At 46.3% G+C, this 21,051-nt stretch carries 18 protein-coding genes; 8 read left to right on the forward strand and 10 right to left on the reverse strand.

The annotated features are described in order from the left end of the window. Positions 1–6: 6 nt before the first annotated feature. Genes MWG26_RS21330 through MWG26_RS21340 form a run of 3 tightly spaced genes read right to left on the reverse strand, consistent with a single transcriptional unit; the run spans position 7 to position 3,929 of the window. A complete protein-coding gene (locus MWG26_RS21330) occupies positions 7–870 on the reverse strand; it encodes a carbohydrate ABC transporter permease (protein WP_025653645.1) in 864 nt (287 codons plus the stop codon). Then, entirely contained in the window at positions 857–1,675 is an 819-nt protein-coding gene (locus MWG26_RS21335; protein ID WP_309295994.1) for a carbohydrate ABC transporter permease, read from the reverse strand. The genes MWG26_RS21330 and MWG26_RS21335 overlap by 14 nt, the downstream gene beginning before the upstream one ends. Before the next feature lie 46 nt (positions 1,676–1,721). Continuing rightward, on the reverse strand, positions 1,722–3,929 hold the full coding sequence (locus MWG26_RS21340) for an extracellular solute-binding protein (RefSeq protein WP_025653647.1): 2,208 nt from the start codon (positions 3,927–3,929) through the stop codon (positions 1,722–1,724). A gap of 167 nt (positions 3,930–4,096) precedes the next feature. On the opposite strand from MWG26_RS21340, the gene MWG26_RS21345 reads away from it, so the two are divergent. Together MWG26_RS21345 and MWG26_RS21350 are read left to right on the forward strand one after the other, a co-directional pair. Then, the gene (locus MWG26_RS21345; RefSeq protein ID WP_025653648.1) at positions 4,097–4,768 is read left to right on the forward strand and encodes a response regulator transcription factor; all 672 of its coding nucleotides are present in this window, start codon (positions 4,097–4,099) and stop codon (positions 4,766–4,768) included. A gap of 129 nt (positions 4,769–4,897) precedes the next feature. Continuing rightward, positions 4,898–6,202, forward strand: coding sequence for a sensor histidine kinase (locus tag MWG26_RS21350; protein WP_025653649.1), 1,305 nt, complete (start codon positions 4,898–4,900; stop codon positions 6,200–6,202). A gap of 302 nt (positions 6,203–6,504) precedes the next feature. Here the strand turns inward: MWG26_RS21350 and MWG26_RS21355 are convergent, their stop codons facing one another. Then, positions 6,505–7,494 carry a sugar phosphate isomerase/epimerase family protein gene (locus tag MWG26_RS21355; RefSeq protein ID WP_025653650.1) on the reverse strand — a complete coding sequence of 330 codons (990 nt, stop codon included), beginning with the start codon at positions 7,492–7,494 and terminating at the stop codon, positions 6,505–6,507. A gap of 45 nt (positions 7,495–7,539) precedes the next feature. Next, on the reverse strand, positions 7,540–8,517 hold the full coding sequence (locus MWG26_RS21360; protein WP_025653651.1) for a sugar phosphate isomerase/epimerase family protein: 978 nt from the start codon (positions 8,515–8,517) through the stop codon (positions 7,540–7,542). A 94-nt stretch (positions 8,518–8,611) separates the two neighbouring features. On the opposite strand from MWG26_RS21360, the gene MWG26_RS21365 reads away from it, so the two are divergent. Next, a complete protein-coding gene (locus tag MWG26_RS21365) occupies positions 8,612–9,403 on the forward strand; it encodes a DeoR/GlpR family DNA-binding transcription regulator (protein WP_244062775.1) in 792 nt (263 codons plus the stop codon). A 2-nt stretch (positions 9,404–9,405) separates the two neighbouring features. Here MWG26_RS21365 and MWG26_RS21370 read toward each other — a convergent pair whose 3' ends face one another. The 4 genes from MWG26_RS21370 to MWG26_RS21385 all read right to left on the reverse strand — a co-directional run bounded on the left by MWG26_RS21370 (position 9,406) and on the right by MWG26_RS21385 (position 14,272). Beyond that, the gene (locus MWG26_RS21370; RefSeq protein WP_025653653.1) at positions 9,406–10,380 is read right to left on the reverse strand and encodes an ABC transporter permease; all 975 of its coding nucleotides are present in this window, start codon (positions 10,378–10,380) and stop codon (positions 9,406–9,408) included. 16 nt (positions 10,381–10,396) lie between these two features. Then, positions 10,397–11,890, reverse strand: a complete 1,494-nt coding sequence (locus tag MWG26_RS21375) for a sugar ABC transporter ATP-binding protein (protein ID WP_025653654.1) — start codon at positions 11,888–11,890, stop codon at positions 10,397–10,399. Positions 11,891–11,962: 72 nt separating this feature from the next. After that, on the reverse strand, positions 11,963–13,015 hold the full coding sequence (locus MWG26_RS21380; RefSeq protein ID WP_025653655.1) for a substrate-binding domain-containing protein: 1,053 nt from the start codon (positions 13,013–13,015) through the stop codon (positions 11,963–11,965). Between the two features lie 15 nt (positions 13,016–13,030). Then, the gene (locus MWG26_RS21385; RefSeq protein WP_025653656.1) at positions 13,031–14,272 is read right to left on the reverse strand and encodes an oxidoreductase; all 1,242 of its coding nucleotides are present in this window, start codon (positions 14,270–14,272) and stop codon (positions 13,031–13,033) included. A gap of 247 nt (positions 14,273–14,519) precedes the next feature. Between MWG26_RS21385 and MWG26_RS21390 the strand changes: the two genes are divergently transcribed. From MWG26_RS21390 to MWG26_RS21410, 5 genes are all read left to right on the forward strand, one after another. Beyond that, positions 14,520–15,452: a 1-phosphofructokinase family hexose kinase gene (locus MWG26_RS21390; RefSeq protein ID WP_025653657.1), complete on the forward strand. Its 933-nt coding sequence runs from the start codon at positions 14,520–14,522 to the stop codon at positions 15,450–15,452. A gap of 82 nt (positions 15,453–15,534) precedes the next feature. Further along, entirely contained in the window at positions 15,535–16,140 is a 606-nt protein-coding gene (locus MWG26_RS21395) for a class II aldolase/adducin family protein (protein WP_025653658.1), read from the forward strand. Positions 16,141–16,155: 15 nt separating this feature from the next. After that, entirely contained in the window at positions 16,156–16,941 is a 786-nt protein-coding gene (locus MWG26_RS21400; protein WP_025653659.1) for a DeoR/GlpR family DNA-binding transcription regulator, read from the forward strand. A 12-nt stretch (positions 16,942–16,953) separates the two neighbouring features. Continuing rightward, positions 16,954–18,420 (forward strand): rhamnulokinase, encoded by a 1,467-nt coding sequence (locus tag MWG26_RS21405; protein ID WP_240285562.1) that lies wholly within the window; start codon positions 16,954–16,956, stop codon positions 18,418–18,420. A 67-nt stretch (positions 18,421–18,487) separates the two neighbouring features. Beyond that, on the forward strand, positions 18,488–19,633 hold the full coding sequence (locus tag MWG26_RS21410) for a Gfo/Idh/MocA family protein (RefSeq protein WP_025653661.1): 1,146 nt from the start codon (positions 18,488–18,490) through the stop codon (positions 19,631–19,633). Positions 19,634–19,813: 180 nt separating this feature from the next. Here MWG26_RS21410 and rhaD read toward each other — a convergent pair whose 3' ends face one another. After that, positions 19,814–20,578: a rhamnulose-1-phosphate aldolase gene (rhaD, locus tag MWG26_RS21415; RefSeq protein ID WP_025653662.1), complete on the reverse strand. Its 765-nt coding sequence runs from the start codon at positions 20,576–20,578 to the stop codon at positions 19,814–19,816. Positions 20,579–21,051 lie beyond the last annotated feature (473 nt).

Consider the following 21,051-nt stretch of genomic DNA (forward strand, 5'->3'; position numbering starts at 1 on the left):
TATGATCTACTCCTTAATCCCTGATGCAACAATTCCCTGTTCCAGATAATCCTGTCCGAAAAAGAACAATAACAGCGCCGGCGCCAGCATAATAATAGACGCAGCAAATGCAAGGGCCGCCTTTGAGGCTGTTATCTGCGGCAGGTACAGCGATAGCGGCCAGTAAGCCTTTGTCTTGAGATAAGTCATCGGCTGCTCGATTGCATTCCAGCTCTCCAGAAATCCCAGAATCAATATTGCAAAAATTCCAGCTTTTCCAAGTGGCAGGCCCACATGCAGAAAGATCCGCAGGCTACCCGCGCCATCCACCTTAGCAGCCTCAATCATATCCCCTGGTATGGCGGAAAAACTCTTTCGCAGTATGAATACCGGCAAAGTGGAAAACATCCCCGGCAGAATCACTGCCGTCGGCGTATCCATTAGATGTACCGAACTCAGCACCAGATAGCCGGACACCATAGTTACCTGAAAGGGCAGAACCATCAGAAGCATATAGAGAAACCACAGCACCCCTTTTCCCGGAAACCGAAATCTGGCAAATGCCCATGCTGCGGGAACTGCCGTGAGAAGCTGACCAGCCAGTATGCCGCCGGTCTGGATACACGAGTTCCAAAACGCCGTAAAAAATTCCGGCGAATCAAGCAGGAGCCGTACATATGCACGCAGTGTGGGGTAAGCCGGGATCAGCCGGAAACCAGACATCCCCTCCAGGCCGGAAAGTACCGGCCCGCACAGTTCTCTCAATTCCTGTACTCCCATGAAAGAGTAGGAAACCAGCAGGAACAGTGGAAGCAGAATGATCACCAGCACCAGAATCAGACACAGCCGGACAACGGCTCCTCTCCCGGCGGCTGATTTATAACTGACCAAGCTGCCCCTCCCGCTTTTCTCTGTGATTTCTCCATAATTCCTCACCACCCAAGACACCTCCTATTCCCAGCATAAGCAGTACCGCCGCGGCTGTCATTTTCTGGATGTCCAGATTTGTAAACCAATTATTAAATAAATGCTGCAGCATGTATATGCTGTCGTGGGGATAATCCCCCGCAATCAGATATGCTTCCCGAAACACACGGAATGCATTGATAAAAGACAAAAGCGCTGTCACGAATACCGTTTCTTTCATCTGGGGCATCGTGATATACCGAAAACAGCTCCACCTTCCCGCGCCCTGCACCTGAGCAGCCTCATACTGTTCCCGTGGTATGGCGCTCAAGCCTGCCAGCCACAGCACCATATCATATCCCAGGTTCTTCCATATATAGCAGGCCGTCAGCACCCAGAATGCCTGATCAGAGGCCAGCCAGTCCTGTCCCCCGCCCCCAAGCTTTTGAAGCAGGAGGTTGAGCCAGCCATGCCTGTCAAAAATCATCTGGAAACAGACTGCCACAGACGCCACGGGCATAGCCATAGGCAGAAGCACACCGGTCTTTGCCGCTTTTTGAAACATACCGGTATTCCGAAGCGCCAATGCCGTGCACAGTGATAGTAAAAGAAGCAGCGGAATACAGATCACCATAAACCGTGCAGTATTTCCCGCTGCCCTTCCAAACGCCTCGTTTAGCAGCACCGACTGATAATTCCTAGCTCCTACAAATCCCTTTCCGGAAGCCTGAAGAAAAGACCGGCGGATAACATCCAGAAACGGCAGGAAGACAAACCCTCCTACTCCCAAAAGGCTTGGGAGCAGAAACAGGTATGCCGTTCTTATTTCTTTTTTTCTATTCTGCGAGATAGGTATCCACCTTCTGCGCGATTGTCTCCGCCGCTTTTGTGGCATCAATACTTCCCTCCAGATATTTGTCCGTTGTCTCCTGGTAAATGTTCCATACGATCCGATCCTGATTTACCGGTTTTGTCAGAGAATGGCCAAGCTCCATTAAATGATCCACTTCCTCTACCGTGGGATATGTGGCGGATATTTCAACGGTATCATCTCCGATCCTCGTGCTGCTCATCATCGAAAATGAATTTGCATACTCACTGTCCACCTCGGCGGCCACGCCCTTCATCGCGCTTTCCATAACCGGAAATCCATCATCAAGCTGTGCCGACTGTATTTCTTCGGAGAATAAATATTTCACGAAATCTTCCGCAAGATCTTTCACACCGCTGCTCTCATTAATCCCCACAACACCTACCGGATTATACATATTCTGAACTGCGGACGGTTTCACGTTCAGCTCCCGCATCATAGCGTATGGCAGCATCATATTCTGCACACTGGATATCTCTTCCGTGGACACTGCGTCCGGATATTTCATGATACCCGCGCCCATAATATTGTTAAACGGCCCAGGAGCATATTCATAGGAAGTGTTGTATTCTTCTCCTTCAAATTCCGCAGCCCGTGCATTCACGCTGATTTTCGATTCCAGCTCCAGAAGCTGCACCAGCCTGGCCTGGTCAATTTTACCGTCGGGGTCTACAATTTCGTCCTGGTACAGCTGGAATAGGAAATTACGGATATAATCATAGTCTGCAACGCCAAACACGGAGGCCTCCGGATTGGCATCCATATAGGCCTGGAGTGTATCGATGGATTCCAGAGCTGCTTTTACCTCTTCGTCGCCGAACAGGATTGGTATCTTGAACTTTACAGGCATCCCGTAAATATTTCCTCCACTCTGTGCGGTATTCTTCAACATCTCTTCCAGATAAGAATCCTGTCCCATCAGGTCATCAGCAAGGTCTGTCAAATCTTCCAGCATTCCCTTTTCGATATAGGAATCAACCGGCAGGCCATCCAGCAGCAGCACATCGGCTCCGTTCCCGCCAAGCAGTTCCGTATTCAAAGTGCGGATATCGTCTGTGCTCACCTCACCTGCTGTTTTACCGGATGTATTGAACTCTACTTTCACATCAGTATGTTTTTTCTGGAATCGAATAATTGCCTGACGCACAGTATCATTTTCTGACAGGCCGAAAACTTTGAGTGTTTTCTCCGGCACAGAAGGAATACTGGGGTCAAACACATAATACTCCAGTAGGTTCGTTCCCGCTTTATCCTGACTGTATAGTACATAGAAATCTTCTTTATCTCCCATTACCACAGAGACAGGACTATTTACCGGCGAGCCCATAGCTCCCATACTCCCCTCCATCAGAATCTCGCTGATGTCGTTTCCACTTTGTTTTCTGCTGATTCCGTCTTCTGAAACTGTATACCAGTTGCTGCCGTCGCTGCAAAGCTGTCCATGTTCGCCATTTTCCTGCTTCAGTGTCCCTTTCTCAGCCAGGCTGCCACTCTGGTATAAAGTATAGATTCCTTCCTCCGTGTTCACTGCCACCATCCCGTCACTGCCCTTTGCCATTAGCTTCTCTGAATTGCTGACCGACTGGATCGTCTGGATCTCGCTGACAGTTTCCAATGTATCTGGTGAAAGAATCACAACTTTCTGCTGGTATATATCCTGCAGCCAATAATTTCCCGCATCATCGACCAGCAGATCTGCTACCATAGGCGTCCCGTACTCTGTCTCCTGCTTTAAATAGGCTGCATCCAGCGCTTCCCCTGCACCGCCCTCTTTCCCCCGGGCCAGCTGAAACTGCTGTGTCTCCATATTCACACTCAAAAGTACCTGTGTGCCATCCGCTGTCTCCTCCATATCAACCAGATACGGGGGCTGATCCTGGTATAACTCCGCTATCCATTTAACCGGAGTTTCCTTCCATTCTCCATCTTTATATTCGTACCTGTTTACTTCCGGTCCTTTGGACCCGAACAAGAGGGGATTCCCGTCTTTGGATTTAGAAAAGCTGATTCCGCCTTCTCCATCTTTAAAAGGCAGTTCAATATCCTTTTCTATATAGCGCCCCTTTCCCGCGTTATCATCTTTTGTATCTCCTTTACCGCACCCTGTCAGCAAACCGGCCGTAAGAGCCAGCGCCAGTATAAATGCCAGTGTTTGTTTTATTCTGTTTTTCACTGCTGTACCTCCCTTTCTATATCAGAGTACTCTATCAATACTCTTAATCATACAGGCAGAATCTCAAAAAATCTTGAAAGCCTGGAATTATTTCTTAAAGATTTTTTTGAGATTTATCTGCTATACTATATTTAATACACCAGAATGTTTTGAAAAGAGGTATTATTATGCATATACTGATCGTGGAAGATGATAAAGAATTAAGCCAGGCCCTCCAATTGCAGCTCAAGGCCAGAAACCACACTTCTGACTGCTGTTATAAGGGAAGTGAAGCTTTATACTATGCCATGAAGAATTCCTATGACCTGATTCTGCTGGACCGGATGCTCCCGGAAATTGACGGTCTCTCCATTCTGCGTTCTATCCGGCAGAACCATATAAACGTCCCTGTTATCCTGACTACTGCACTGGATACGGTAAACGACCGGATTGACGGACTTGACTGCGGCGCGGATGATTATCTGGTCAAGCCTTATGCAATTGAAGAACTGATGGCGCGCATCCGCGCGCTGTCCCGCCGCCCGGGTGTGCTTCTGGAGCATCAGGAACTTCACTTTTCTGACCTGAGATTTACCCCGGACAGCCGTACCCTGCGGTGCCAGGAAAGAGAAGTGCAGTTGTCCGGACGGGAAGCGCTGCTGATGGAATACTTTCTGCGCAATCCGGAAATGGTTCTTGCACGGGAACAGATCTTTGCACGCGTGTGGGGCTCTGATGCCGCAGTGGAGGACGGCAATCTGGATACTTATATTTATTTTTTAAGAAAACACCTGAAAACACTGCACAGCCAGAGTGCCATTTCTACCGTACACGGCCTTGGCTACCGCCTGGAAGGTTAAGTAACCGCATCTGGCTCATTTAAAGCCGCCAGTGGCGAGGATCCAGACGCCCGGCCCCATTACTTTATTGGCTCGGATGCCGTGCAGCGTGATGCACGGCTCCGAGAATAGCAGCACTGGAGGCACATCATGTTTCATAAATTTAAACAAAACCTTATCCTTTTATATACCCTGACAACGGGTTTGATCCTGACGCTGGTTGTTTTTATGGCTTTCTTATTTTCTGCCTTTTCCCAGAATAACCGCCGGGAGGCTGCATTTCAGAACAATTTATTTACTCTGACATCCAAACTGCAGACCGATTCCCAGTTTACAGACGCTTATCTGGCGGAAATGGAGTTGAGGAACGGCCTGCTGATATACATAGAAGAAAACGGGCACCCGCTCTTTTTTCCTGGCGCCTGGGAGCCGGACGGCGGGCGGGATGCCCTGCTGGACCGTGCGGCTGCTGAAGCCAAAAAAGAGGGCATCTATGAAGGCTCCCAGCCCATTTCCTCCGACCTGCTGAAGAGTTCTGTCTTTCGTATTAAGGGTGCACACTATGATACCTGGCTCGGTAATGTGATGATCATCCGTACAGAGTCAGGTTATAAGAAAATGATCCTGTTATCCGATGAAACCCAAAACCGCAGAAGTATCCTAAAAACAGGGCTGCTTTACCTGCTGATGGATCTACTCGGGATCTTCCTGCTGTATCTAAGCGGCAGGCGGTTTGTCCGCCGCTCTACACAGCCATTGGAAGAAACTTACGAAAAACAGAGAGACTTTGTCTCGGCAGCCTCTCATGAACTGCGCTCGCCTCTGGCCGTCATACAGGCAAATGCCTCAGCCATCCAGGATGCCCCCGGGGAAAGTCCCCGGCTTCTGGCTGTGATTCAAAGCGAATGCGACCGGGGAAGCGCCCTCATCAAAAACCTGCTGCTTCTTGCAACTGCAGACAGCAAAAGTCTGTCCCTGCATAAGCAAAACCTGGAAATAGACGACCTGCTTCTGCATTTACTGGAACTGTATGAACCGGTCTTCCTTGCCAAAAACGCCAGGCTGCTGCTGGAACTTCCCGAAGAAACGCTGCCTTACGTCCAGGCTGATCCCCAGCTCTGTCTGCAAATATTCACAATACTTCTGGATAATGCGGCTGCGTATGGACTGGAACAAAGCTCCAGCCCGAAGGTTCTGTTGAAGGCAGACTGCAGCAGCGGCTCTGTGTACGTATCAGTAACTGACTACGGTGTGGGTATCCCCGGCGATAAAAAGCTGCAGATATTTGACCGTTTCTATCGGGGCGACAGATCCCGCAGCCACAAAGAACATTTTGGGCTGGGTCTGTCCATTGCAGCAGAACTGGCAAATGCCCAGGGGCTGGATCTGGACGTACAGGATACGCCGGGGGGCGGGTGCACTTTTGTTGTCAGATTTCATGTTGTACAGGGATAATCGAGTGGACGGATAAGGCTGTCTATTTGTAGATAGTAATCAGATACACTGGGTGAAACTAACAGGAACATTAAAATATTGTAAACGAAGAGGGATGATATCCATTTTCGATATCATCCCTCTTCACTCGCTTTAGAGATCATGTTTCCATCTTTATTTTCTGTTTTGTTGATACCCAACGGAAGGCTGAAAGTTACTGTGCTTTCTTATGTTTTATTGTGCAGCGTTTCTCGAAAGATGTCAAGTGGAATCAAAACATACTCCTGCAGCGTTAGCCTCCCCCATCAAACTTATAACCAATTTTAATTTCTCTGCAGCGCCGAATCAAATGCAATATTCGAAGGCGAGAAGTTCATTTTCTTTATATATTCCAGGGATTCTCTCGCCCCGCATTCCCGTTCCATCCCGCTGTCTTCCCACTCAACAGAAAGCGGCCCCTCATATCCCATCGCGTTCAGCTCCCGGATAATACCGTCAAAGTCAACATCCCCATGTCCCACCGAGACAAAGTTCCATCCCCTGCGCAGGTCTCCAAACGGCAGGCAGGAGCCCAGTATTCCGTTCTTACCGTTTAGATTCACCTTTACATCTTTAATATGAACATGATAAATCCGTTTCCTGAAGTCACGTAAAAATTGCTTCTCATCAATCCCCTGCCATACCAAGTGACTTGGGTCAAAATTAATGCCGAGTGTTTCTCTGAATCCGAATCGTTTTAACAGCTCCTCCGTCGAATAATAGTCAAATGCAATCTCCGCGGGATGAACTTCTAAAGCAAATTTCACACCATACTGATCAAATACATCAAAAATAGGTGTCCATAGTTCGTAGATTTTCTGGTACCCTTCTTCGATCATTTTTTCCGTTGTCTGCGGATAGGAATACCAGTACGGCCACAGCGGGGAACCCGTGAATCCAGTCACCACTTCTACGCCCATCAATGCGGCTGCCTCCGCCGTACGTTTCATTTCCTCAACCGCCCATTTTCTGATTTTTTCCGGATTGCCCTTACAAGAATCCGGTGCAAAATTGTCCAGGCGCGGCTCCCATTCATCACCAACGCACTGCCCCGTCAAGTGCGCGGATATGGCGAAGCATCTTAAATGATGCTCTTCCAAAGTTTCTTTTAAACCGGATATATAGGATGGATCAGAAACCGCCTGTCCCACATCGAAATGAGCATGTGTCGCCAGCTCGATCCCCTCATACCCCATATCTTCGCATAATCTTGCTAATTCTATAACTGACAAATCTCCAAACTGCCCCGATGCGATAGTAATCGGACGGCTCATATGCATTTCCTCCTTTAGTGAAAAGGGGTCTGACCCCTTTTGTTATTATTCTTTATTAAACAGTTTATCCTGCCTTCCCTCATAGGGATTCTTAATGATAAGGGGCTTCATAAACTCAGCAACCTTTTCAACCCCGTCCATACGGCTCATAGTCACATCCTCATGTTCATAGCTGAGCGATCCGTCGAATCCCACCATCGACAATTCCGTGATCAGCCTTTTCCATTCTACCTGGCCCCAGCCCGGGATTCTGAATCTGTATGTATGGTCCAGTGCGGACATGTCGCCATGCATCAGTGTGCCGCCTAAGGCAATATTTTGTTTTGCCAGCTCAGCATCCTTCGCATGAACATGGAAAATGCGGTCTTTTAACCGATCCACAGCCACAGCGGGATCAATGAGCAGGTATAAAATATTGGCAGGATCAAGGTTATAGCCGAGCGCCGGATGATAGTTAACAAGCTCCAGGGCCCTCTCCGCCGTGTGGATATCATAGACAAAACTGTTCGGATGGATTTCAATTGCAAACTTTACCCCATATTCCTGGAACTTATCTAAAACAGGTGTAAAACGCTCCGCAAACTGCTCTTCATATTCGCTCCATCCTTCTCCATACGGAAAGAAGAAAAATCTCCCCCAGTTTTCAACGCCCGGATACCCCACAACAATCGGAACCTCCAGTGCGTTTGCCGCCTGGGCAGTCCGGATCAGACTCTCTGTTCCGTGTTTGATTTTTTCTTCTGCCGTACCCTGATATATAAAATCCGTTTCTTTCCCCGACGGCCCCATAATCAGGAAGGAATCCGCGTGGTTGCTCAGCGCCTGGATACTCATCCCATAATCAGAAACCATCTTATTGATATCCTTGGCATAATTTCCTTTAATAACATCGATTGTTTCTAACTGTCCGTTGCCTTCATATGCGGGTATCTCAAGTGTTTCATATCCATACTGTGACACCAGTTTTACCACTTCTTCGAGCGGCTTTTCACTAAAATTTGCTGTAAAAAATCCTAACTTCATTTTTTTCCTCCTTTTTTCGGTAAAATATAGCCGTATTACAAAAAATCTGTTATTATCAATTCAGTATCCTTGGACAGAAAGGCGGATAATTAGTATGTATTATATCGAACGCAAAAGTAAAATTCTCGAATTACTCCAAGAAGAACGCAGCGTCAGCGTAGACTCTCTGGCCATGGCTTTTGATGTTTCAAAAGAAACAATCCGGCGTGATCTGCGGCAGATGGAAAGCGAAGGTTTACTGACAAGAACCCACGGCGGCGCTGTTCCGTTAACCACAGCTTTTACGGTTCCCGCCCCTTCTCCGGCAGAACCACCTGTAGACATCCGCAGCACTTTTAATAACGATATTAAACATTCTCTGTGCAGAAAAGCCGCTTCTTATATTAAAGAGGGGGATAATGTATATATCGACAACAGCTCAACTACCGTTTATCTGGCTCAATATATCCCGGAAAATATACAGGTTACATTTATTACGAATTCGATTTCTTTTCTGATCGAATCTTCACAATTAAATAATCCAAATCTGACTTTTGTCTGCCTTGGCGGAATCTTAAATACGAACAATTTATCCACATATGGAAATATTGCGCTCCGTAATTCACATGATTATTTTCCAAACAAGGCCTTTTTGTCCTGCACTGGCATATCTGAAGAAAGACAAATTACAGATTCCAGTATCAACGAAGTAGATATCAAAAAGGAAATGATTCACAGGGCAAAAGAAGTGTTTATATTATCTGACCATACCAAATTCAACAAAAACGGTCAGATTTCCCTATCCAATATCGAAAATATCCACCACATCATAACAGACCCTATTGTGGATTCTTACAGCCACAATTTCATCGACCGTTCGCATACAGATATTATCTTCGCTGAATGATCTTACTTTTCAGAGCTGTTTAAAACCATCTGCAAAAGTACCGCCACAATAATAATTGCGCCCTTAATTGCATCCACAAGGAATGAATTCACGCCCATCAGGTTCATCATATTGTTAATAATACCAAGGGTAAGCGTTCCCAGAACCGTAAAACCAATCTTCCCTTTCCCACCGGCCATGCTTGTTCCGCCGATTACGGCTGCCGCGATGGCGTCCATTTCATAGCTGGATCCCGATGATGCCGAATTCACGCTGCCCAGTCTCGATGTTTCCACAATTGCCGCAATTACAACTAATAAAGATAAAATTGAATAAGCAAAACATTTCACTCTGACTACACGCACGGTTGCCAGCTCGGCCGCTTTCTGGTTGCTCCCCACCGCATAGATGTGCCTTCCCGTTGCGGTGTGCTGGGCAAACAAATATACAAAAACCGCACACACGATCCAGACAATGATGGGCATTGGAATCACACCAAATAGATTCGTATTCGAAATCGAAAGATAGGAATCCAGCTTATCTCCTGCTGCCGTCAGTCCGCCCCCATTCAGCCAGTACTGTGCAACAGAGCGGTAGATACTCATACTTCCCAATGTGGTAATAAATGCAGGAATTCTGAATTTTGCAACCAACAGACCCGTAATGATCCCCAAAACAAGCGCCATGATAATGCTTGCTGCCAATGTTAACACAATGCTCTGCGTCTGGTTAAATATCTGTATAATAATGACGCCGGTAAACGCCAGCTGCGATCCTACGGACAAATCGATTCCTCCGGTAATAATCACCAGGGTCATACCCAGTGCAATAATTCCGATAACTGAATTGTTTCTTAAGATATTAATAATATTATTGAATGACAAAAACATGCTTCCCTGAAATATCACCGCCAGGACAAACAATACGGCAAATGCAATCAGCGCACTGTTGCTGCCGGCCCATCTTTTCCAATCTCTGCCTTTCACTTTCGTATCCATATATTCACCTCATTTCCTATATTGTCCCGCCGGTAGCCGCTATCATAATATTCTCTTCATTGGCCTCTTCCCGGGAAAACTCTTTTCGCATTTCTCCATGGAACATCACGTATATCCGGTCGCAAAGCATTAAGACTTCGTGCGCTTCACTGGAGAGAACTACAAAACTGACTCCCTGTTCCGCCAGCTTCATAATAATACTGTAAATCTCCAGCTTCGCTCCGATATCCACTCCCTGCGTCGGATTGTCCAAAATGACCAGTTCCGGATTTGAGCTGAGCGCCCGCGCCAGCATCACTTTCTGCTGATTTCCGCCGGAAAGGCTTGTAATCAGGTCACCCGTATCTTTTACCTTAATGTTTAACTGCTGCACATAATCATCCACCAGTTTTTTATCTTTCTTATGATGAATAAAGGGCCCTCTTCTGATCTTGTCGATAATGGAGATCGTCGCGTTTTCACCCACACTCAAGTCTTTAATAATTCCATTTTCTTTTCTGTTTCTCGGAAGGTATGCGATTCTGGCCTGCCTGGCTTTCTGCACATGATTCATTTTGCGTTCCGTGTTATGTAAATAAATCTTTCCTTCATAGTCCTTATTGCACCCATAAACCGTACTCATAAGTTCAAAACGGCCGTCTCCAAGCAGTCCGGTAATTCCAACAATCTCCCCCTTCCCGACTGAAATATTAATATCTTTAAATTCACGATCCCGTGAAAGATTTTCCGTTCTCAGTATCTCTCCGCCGATTGTCCGGTCCTTGTACAATTCATCGTAGTTGAGGTCTTTTCCCACCATATACCGCGCAAGATCTTCCTCCGTAATATTCCCATCCACTCTGCCGGACTGCACCACGCAGCCGTCCCGCATGATCGTATAGCTGTCGCAGATCGCAACGACTTCGTTCAATTTATGAGAAATAAATATAATGCTGACACCCTGTTCCCTCAGGTTATTCATAATCTTAAAAACATGCTCTATTTCAACGTTTGTGAGAGCCGTGGTGGGCTCATCCATAACAATTACCTTTGCCTTCTTCATCAGAGCCCTTGCGATTTCGATGACCTGCTTATAAGAAGCGTTCAGATCAGATACCATGGTCTTTGGATCCAGATTGATATCCATCAATTCCAGAATTTCTTTCGACTTCTCATACATCGCTTTTTTCTGCAGCTTTCCCTGCTTTTTTATTTCACATCCGAGAAAAAGATTTTCAAAAACATTCAGATCGTTGATTAATGCCAGCTCCTGATGAATAAATGCAATTTCTGAAGCTTGTTCCACGGCCGTCCCATCCACCTGCATGACCCTTTGGTCCACGGTAATCTCCCCTTTGTTTCCGGGAATGATGCCTGTTAGAATATTCATCAGGGTCGTTTTACCCGTGCCATTCTCACCTAAAAGAGCGTGAATACTTCCCTTTTCAAGCAGGAAATCGACTCCATGAAGCACTTCATTTCTGCCGTATGATTTTACAATCCCTTTCATCTGCACAACATAATCACTCATTTTATCACCTCTGTTCTAAAAACGCCTGAGCAGCTACTCTCAGGCGTTTTATGTTATTTTTAACTGCGGAATTTAATATGGTGAATCCGCATTGATATAATCAGCAACATTTGAGGAATCTACTGTCTCAGGTTCAAGGATTGTATCTTTCTCAAATTCTCCGCCCTGCTGGATTTTCTGTGCAAGCGCAATTGCATCTGCTATCATGGATGGGCTGTATGTTTCCGTAAAACAGTGAATGCTGTCTTCAGACTGGATCTTCTGATACCATGCCTGAGCGCCGCCGCCGCCGGAAATATATTTGATATCGGTTCTTCCTGCCTCCTGAACGGCTTTCAGAATACCAAGTGAAGGCTCATCATCAATGGAGAATACCGCATCAATCTCCGGGTTTGCAACCAGCATATCCGTCGCCATTTTCAGTCCTGCCTCCTGTGTAAATCCGTCCGCCGTTACCTGGATCAGTTTCATGTCCGGGAAGCTCTTTTCCATTTCTTCCGTAAAGGCCTCTGTTCTCTCCACACTTACGGAGCCAACGCTTGGGGCTGACATCACAGCAATTGTTCCTTTTCCTTCCAGGACATCACCCAGGTATTTTGCGCCTTCACGGCCGATTCCCGCATTATCACCCGCCAGATATGCCGTATAATCTCCGGTTACTTTACGGTCAAACACAATTAAGTTAATATTAGCATCCATAATTTTCTGGGCCGCAACAGACACTTCGTCATTATGCGGCAGAAGCACAATAGAGGTACATCCGAGAGAAATTAATTCCTCAATATCATTTGCCTGGTCATTGACGCTGTCAGATGTCAGGATTTTATAGCCTGACCCTTCCTCTAACCCCAGCGCCTTTACCTCTTCCTGTGCGGAATAGATGCAGCCTGCCATCCAGCCATGGTCTGCAGACGGAAGGGCAATTCCAATCAGGCCGTCCTCCGTGTTAACCGTTCCTTTACTATCCGCTTCCTTAGCGTCAGCTTGCTTATTATCCGATTTTGCTGTGCTGTTTTCCTGTTTCGCATCCGTTGCCGCAGAATCTGATTTCCCGTTTCCACATCCTATACACATGGTAACTGCCATCGCCGCGATCAATAAAACTGATAAAATTTTCTTTTTCATTTCCAATTCCTCCTTCTATGTATGTGAAACCCTGAGGTTTCCTTTTTCTTTTCTTGTTCTGACAAGTTCTTCATGTGCTGTTTTATCATATACACAGCAGCCCACCTTGCTCTGCTGAATCAGCAGCTCGAGGCATCTGTCACACAACAGACAGTATTTAATCTCATCTTCTTTTCCCTCTGCCAGTTTCTTCGGGAGATAAGGATCGGCAAATGACTGGCGTCCAAGCCCAACCATATCTGTAACTCCATTCTCAATACACCATGCCCCGTAATTCAGGAGATTGCTTTCCTCCGGTGTTGTTGCACATAAATCATTCTTTCCGCTTCTAAACGGTGAGAAGTTGGAACCGATGACTACGGTTTCCGGTTTCAGCGCCTTTCTGAATTCTTTTGCCCAATACTGATGTAAGTAAGCATAATATGGAACATGTTTGTCAACCTGCGTTAAACCTACCGTAATGGACGGGCTTCCCGCTGACTGAATAATAAAGTTCGCTCCTCTTGCCTCCAGGCCCTGGATCAGCTTAATTGGCTCTGTCAGATCCATAATCGGAGAATCCGGACCCTCTGTTCCAAATCCTCCCGGGAATCCCTCCCAGGCTGAGATCTTGGAACCGACCAGGAAATTGGGATCTGGAACTGCTTTTCTGATTCTTTCGATTAATTCAAAAGCAAAGCGGCTTCTGTTTTCCCAGCTTCCTCCGTATTTCCAATCCCTGCTGTTATGCGGACGGATCATCTGACAACCGAGGTATCCGTGGGACAACTTCATATCAATGCCGTCCGCGCCCGCCCGGTAAGCAATCTCTGCCGCCGTCACGAAAGAATCCATAATTCTTTCAACATCTTCTTCTGTAAGCAGATCCCCGCCATATCCCGGCAGCGGATTCGGTGTCACCCTTCTGGAAAACTCCGGATTGGAAATCTCCCCGGAATGGGTTAACTGGAAGATAAACAGCGTCTCCGGGTTTGCTTCATGCACCCTTCTGACAAACTCAGTCAACGGCTTTTCATTGGCCGGCATAATCGTCAGCTGATTATCTCTTGCCCTGCATTCCCTTGTTACAGTGATTGCTTCTAATGAAATTAACCCCGCGCCTCCTTTTGCAAGATCACAGTATCTCTGGATTGTCTCTTCTGAGGGGTTCCCTGTTTCATCTTCTTTGTTGCACTCCATCGCCTGTATAAAAAATCGGTTCTGCGCAACTCTGTTTCCAATTTTAATTGGCTGTAATAATGTTTCTTTGTAAGACATTATAATCGCTCCTCCTTTGGTTTCTTGTTTTTGTTTATGACCGAATATTAACACACTTGTCCTATTTTTACAACAAATTTGCACGTTTTTATTTCTTTTTGTCTGTTTTTCACAAATATCCATTTCTGTTTTTGTGTGTATTCCACATATTTTAAACTATAACTTGCGTTTATGCCCGTTTAGTGTTAACATTCAGTCATAATCAAAACCAAACATGCTTGTTTTTAGTATGTAGAAAGGAGAAAACATGATTCATACACTTACTCTTAATCCAGCCATTGACAAACTTCTGTTTTTGCCCGAATTCAAAAAGAACATCACCAATCGTCTGCAAAGTGATGATGCTTCTATGGGTGGAAAGGGAACCCATGTCTCAATGAATCTGCATAATATGGGGATCAACAACAGAGCTTACGGTATTGCGTATGGTGAGACAGGCTCCAAAATTATTCAAATGCTTGAGCAATATGGTATTGAAGTACATTTTTTGCAGAAACCAGAAAAAAACAGCCGTACCAACTATATTATTATCGAAGAAAACGGCGATTGCTCTACGCTGGCTTCTCCCGGTGTTTCTCTTGATCAGGATATCATCGATGAAATCACCGCTCGTCTAATAGAAGAACTGGAACCAGACGATTCACTGATCCTATCGGGTGACACCAGCAATTGCTACGATCCCTGTGTCTACAATTATATGCTGCAGAAATTAAAGGATAAAAAAATCAAAATTTTTCTCGATGCAAGCGGCCCGACCCTGGAGAAATGCCTCGATGCATCCCCTTTCCTGATTAAGCCCAACCAGGATGAACTCTCCCAGTTATGCGGAAAGGACCTGCAGACAGAAGCTGATATTGTTTCGGCCATCGAATCATTATCCCGCTGCAGCATCCCCATTATTGCAGTTTCGCTTGGCGGAGACGGTTCCATTGTCAAATATAACGACACCATTTACCGGGTAATCCCGCCGGAAGTATCCGTCTGCAATACCATCGGATGCGGCGACTGTTTTCTATCCGGGATGATCTACGGCATAGAGAAAAATTATCCCATCGAAAAAACGCTTACTATAGCAACGGCCGTCTCCGCTGCAACCGCAGAATCCAGATTCTCTGTCGGTTTCGATCCCGTAAGAGCGAAGAAATTAGCCGGTCAGGTAAAGATCACTCAACTCAACTAGTGTACTGGCACATTGAGATTTAGCCAGCTATTCGGCTGAATATCAATAAGACAGTGAACCAAAACAGAAAGAAGGTATAAAAATGTCAAACTTATCTTATTATGAGATGCGCAAAGAAATGTGCAAGGTCGCAAAAATGATGTGGGACAAGAGGCTTACCAATGCAGCCGGAGGCAATTTTGCCGTCCGCGTTGACGAAAACAGAATCCTGATCTCCCCCTCCCTGATGTCTGAAAGAAACCACTGTGAAATGGAACCGGAAGACTTTTTATTAATCGACTATGACCAGAACATATTGGAGGGGACAGGAAAACTTTCCAGAGAAGGGTTAATGCATGTGCTGATACTAAGCAATTTCAAGGAAATCGAGTGCACCATTCACGCTCATCCCTTCTACTGTATGCCTTTTGTCGCAGAAGCAAAACCCATCCCCAATGTCACAGAGGCCACCATGGGACGCGGCGAAGTCGGATGTATCGAATGGACCAAGGCCTATTCCGAGGAGCTTTCACGCAACGTGTATCAGTATTTTGAAGACCACAGGGAAACTGCCGAGAAAAAACCAATTGGAATGATTATGCCCAAGCATGGAGTCGTCGTGTCCGGTCCAAGTATTTATCTCGCATACAGCATGTTGGAAAGAATCGAATGCGATGCTTTCTGCACGATCGCCAAGTCCTTAATTTAAAAGCAGGTACCCCTTATGTACATAGAAGAGCGGCATGAACGTATTATCAATACTCTTCAATCGACCGGACGGATTGATGTGAAAAAACTTGCAGATACTTTTCATGTTTCAAGAGAAACCATTCGAAGAGATTTAAATATTTTAAGCGAAAACGGGCTGCTGCTGCGCACCCACGGGGGCGCAGTATTAAGCAGGCAGGAATCGGCGCCGTCTTCAGCCTCTGAGGCGCCTGTCAGCGTCCGAACCGTACAGAACATACCGGCAAAAGAAAAAATATGCAGTTATGCGGCAAAATTCATCAAGGATGGGGACACCATATTCGTAGACAACAGTACAACCTGTATCTACTTATACAAGAATCTCCCCCCGGAAATGCAGGTTACCATCATAACAAATTCCATTTCCTTTTTAGCGGAATGCGCCAAGGCAGTTAACCCAAACCATACGGTGGTCTGTCTAGGCGGGATATTAAAAAGTTCCAATTTATCCTTCTACGGAAATATTACGATGAAGAACGCAAGACAGTATTACCCCAATAAGGCCTTTATTTCGTGCACCGGAATCGCATCAAAATCGCGTATTACGGACTCGGGAGTGCAGGAAATCGATATAAAAAGATTTCTGGTCGAAGCGTCAAAAGAAGTATTTCTATTGGCTGACCCCCGTAAATTCCAGCCGATCGGGCAAATCTTCTTATGCGAATATGCCGACATCGACTATTTAATCACCACAAATGAGGCCGATTACGCTTATCTGGGATTAAGCGATTCCGAATCATCCAAAATACACATTGCACCATAACGGAGGTTGCCAATGAATCTAATAGCTTTCGACATAGGCGGCAGCGGCGGAAAAATGTTTCTGGGTAAATATACGGGCGGCAGTATTTCCCTCCACACACTCCATCGCTTTGAACATGCCGCAGTATCAATGAACAACGGATTATACTGGGATGTCCTCAGGATCTATCAGGAATTATGCAGAGGAATCAAAAAAGCAATCGAAGCCGCAGACGACCAGATCGACTCCTTTGGAATCGATTCTTTCTGCAATGATTTTGCTCTGGTTTCTCCGGAGGGCGATCTGGTAACACAAATGCGCAGTTACAGGGATAACAGAACCATCCGCTGCCTGGAGCAGCTCTACCAGATTATGCCGGAAAAAGAACTGTACCAGGCCACCGGGAACCAGAATGCACCTTTCAACTGCCTGATGCAGCTGGGAACAATGGTTCTGGAGAACCAGTCATACCTTTTCAAAAACAATACGCTTTTATTCCTGCCGGATCTGCTGCTGTACTATATGACAGGGATCAGAAAGACAGAGTTTACGATTGCATCCGTCAGCCAAATGTTCGACTTTTCCACAAGCAGCTGGCATCCGGGGATTTTAAAAAAGTTCTCAATTCCAAAACAAATCTTTGCGCCCATAGCGGCTCCCGGCAGTATACTCGGGAGAACATCTGAAGCATTTAACCGGGAACTGGGGACTACAGGTTTTCCGGCTGCCACCGTCTGCGAGCACGACACCGCATCCGCCTTTCTTGCCTCATCAGGCTTGCCCAACTCCGCCATCATCAGCTGCGGGACGTGGGCAATTGTGGGCGCAGAAACGGATGCCCCGGTCATCAACAGTTATGGATACAAATATAACATCGCAAATGAAGGCAGCATAAAAAATCATCACCGGATATTAAAAAATGTTATGGGAACATGGCTGCTGCAGGAAATCCGTGCGGAATACAGGTCACGAAACCTGGAATATACTTATACCGAAATGGAGGCCGCCGCCCTTACCGCACCGCCCTTCGCCTATCTCATCGATGTAGATGATGAAAGATTTTATTCACCCGGCAGCATGATAGAAAAAATACAGGATTATTGTATGCTCCGTTATGGAAGCGCTCCCTCTTCGCTCGGCCAAATTGTCCGCTGCGTAAATGAAAGTCTGGCAATGAAGTATCGCTGGAATATCGAGAAAATAGCACATTTAACTGGAATTCACTTTGAATCCGTGAATATAATCGGGGGCGGTTCCCAGAGCGGCCTCATGTGCCAGTTTACGGCGAACGTAATGAATCTGCCCGTCATTTCCGGTCCTGCAGAGGCCACGGCACTCGGAAATATCATCGTCCAGTTAGCAGCCCATAAAAAGATAGAAACGATAGCACAGGGCAGAGAACTCATCCGGAATTCTTTTGCCGCCAAACGCTATACCCCCGTGAATGCGCAGGAATGGGAAAAACAGTATACTACATTCAAAAATCGATTTTTATCTTAACCTAACGCGCGGCTCACCAAAAGTACGCCAAGACGTGCTTCAATATTAAGAAAGAAGGGATTTTATTATGAAAATTTACAGAGCAGGAATTATCGGTACCGGCTTTATAGGCGCGGTACATATCGAAACACTGCGGAGGCTTGGAAATGTAGAAGTAGCCGCATTGACGGATACATGCAACGCGAAAGAAACAGCCGAAAAATTAAATATTCCGTCTTACTTTTCAGACTACAAAAAGATGATCGACAGCGTGGAACTGGATACGGTCCACATCTGCACCCCAAACAACACGCATTACGAAATAGCAATGTACGCCATGGACCACGGCATCAGCGTGATCTGTGAGAAACCCATGTGCACGACAATTAAAGAGGCTGAAGCTCTTGTCGCAAAGGCTGCTGAAAAAGGGCTGGTTAACGGAATCAACTTTCACAACCGCTTTTACCCAATGAATAACCATTTAAAAAATATAATAAGGGATGGAGAGCTTGGGGATATTTTTTCGATTACCGGTAATTACACACAAGACTGGCTTTTATTCGATACCGATTACAGCTGGCGCTTAAGCGCAAAAGAATCCGGAAACACCCGGGCAGTATCCGACATCGGATCCCACTGGATGGATCTGGCGGAGTACGTGACCGGACAGAAAATCGTGGCAGTCAACGCCGACTTCTCGACAATACACGCGAAAAGAAAGAAACCCAGGAAAACCGTACTGGCCTTCTCAAAAGAAACCTTTCAGGAGGAGGACTATGAACCTGTTGATATTGATACCGAAGATAATGCGAATATCCTCTTCAAATTCAGCGGCGGTGCAATCGGAAGCGCTTTCTTCTCACAGGTAATCGCAGGGAAATCGGTAGATATCAATCTGCAGATCGGAGGATATAAAAAATCTGCGGAATGGCACAGTATGAACTGCAACGCGCTCACCATCGGAAACCGCGACAGTTTCAATGAAACCATTGAAAAAGGAATTGCAACCGTGCATCCCGAAACCAGGCCGCTGATTGCCTATCCATTCGGGCATGCCGAAGGGTTCCCGGACGCTTTCAAACAAAGCTTCCGCAGTATTTACGACCACATCGCCGATCCGACAGGCTCCTATGAGCATGCTGACTTCGAAGACGGACTGCATGAAATGATTTTGTGTCAGAAGATATTTGAAAGTAATCAAAGGCAGGGGTGGGTCAACATAGACGGTGAATAGTGGTAAACGCTGCGTTAATTCAATAGCAACCGTTCTAATTTACAAAGAATGGAACAAAGCGGATTCATCTGCTGCCACCGTATAGCCACACCCAGCGCACAGTCTTTTTCCTGCCTGCCGGATGAACCAACTGAAAAACCGGGAAGCCTGTTCCCCGCATGGGGCAGGCTTCCCAGTTTTTCAGCGTTCCTCCTCTGTTTTAATCTCAACTTTTTTACCTGTCTCTAAAATTAAGAGCTTCACCAGGATTTCCGCCGCCTTCTCAAGTGCATGCATGGCGCCAAACACCAGGGAAAAATCATCCCCCGTAATGATTACCCCGTGGTGCGCCCATATCACAACGTCATGTTCTCTTATGTATTCCGTGGTTAAACTGCTGTTCTCTTTCCCTGTTACCTTCCAAGGAATGATTGCCACGCCGTTCGGGATCACCTTCTCGCATTCTGCACTAATCTTAACCAGCTCTTGAGTAAACTTATCACTTTTCAGCGGCAGGTAATAGGTGAGCGTAATCAGATTACTGGGGTGTGCATGGTACACAACTCTCGCATTTTTTCCGATGGACTTCCGTTCTCTGTGACACAACAGATGGATGGGAAGTGACAGTGTGGGCTCAATACCGGTCTCTGCGCCCCACACCTTGCGGTATCTCCTGCCTTCTTTATCCAGCTCTATCATACAGATTGTTTCCCTCGGGGCATCCATAATATCTCTGAAACTTATATCCTCGCACGTCACTAAAAAGAATTCTTCAGCTAGCTCCGGGACAGACACCAAAAGCGGCTCCCATTCTCCCGGTTGCAATTCCTCCTTCACATCTTCTACTTCACGGGCCTTCACCCTGTAAGAAAGATTCCCTCCATGCCGTTCATTCCAGTTATGCTCCCACCCATCATTCGCCAAACGTATAAAACCATTTACAAAATCCGCATATAGAAAATTCATAAGCTCCTCCTTAGATGATCAATAATTAGGAATCATCACTCCCTATGTATAATCTATCATAACTTTTTTTAAATAAATCCACAACTAAAATTCATTTCCAGGTGATAATTTTGCGGAATTTAGTGACGCGCTTTAGTCTCGGCGCGGATGGGGGCGCTCCATAAAGGGATAGCCGAAAACCTCCCGGAGAACATCCATGTCCTTTCAAAAACGCGGCCGCGGACCTAAGAAATTCTAGGCGGGAAACAGCCCTGAAAATGGAGCACCACTGACACATCACGAGAAATCCGATGATTTCTCGCGCTGGGTCAGCTGATTTTTGGATTCGGAATCCAAAAATCTCTCCATTTTCCGGGCTGTTTCCCACCAAGAATTTCTAAGATCCGCTTTGAGCGTTTTTGAAAGGACATGGATGTTCTCCGGGAGGCTTTCAGCTATCCCTTCATGGAGCTGGCGCATCCAACCGGCAGGAA

This window comes from Faecalicatena contorta, from assembly GCF_022835095.1.
GTDB lineage: Bacteria > Bacillota > Clostridia > Lachnospirales > Lachnospiraceae > Faecalicatena > Faecalicatena contorta.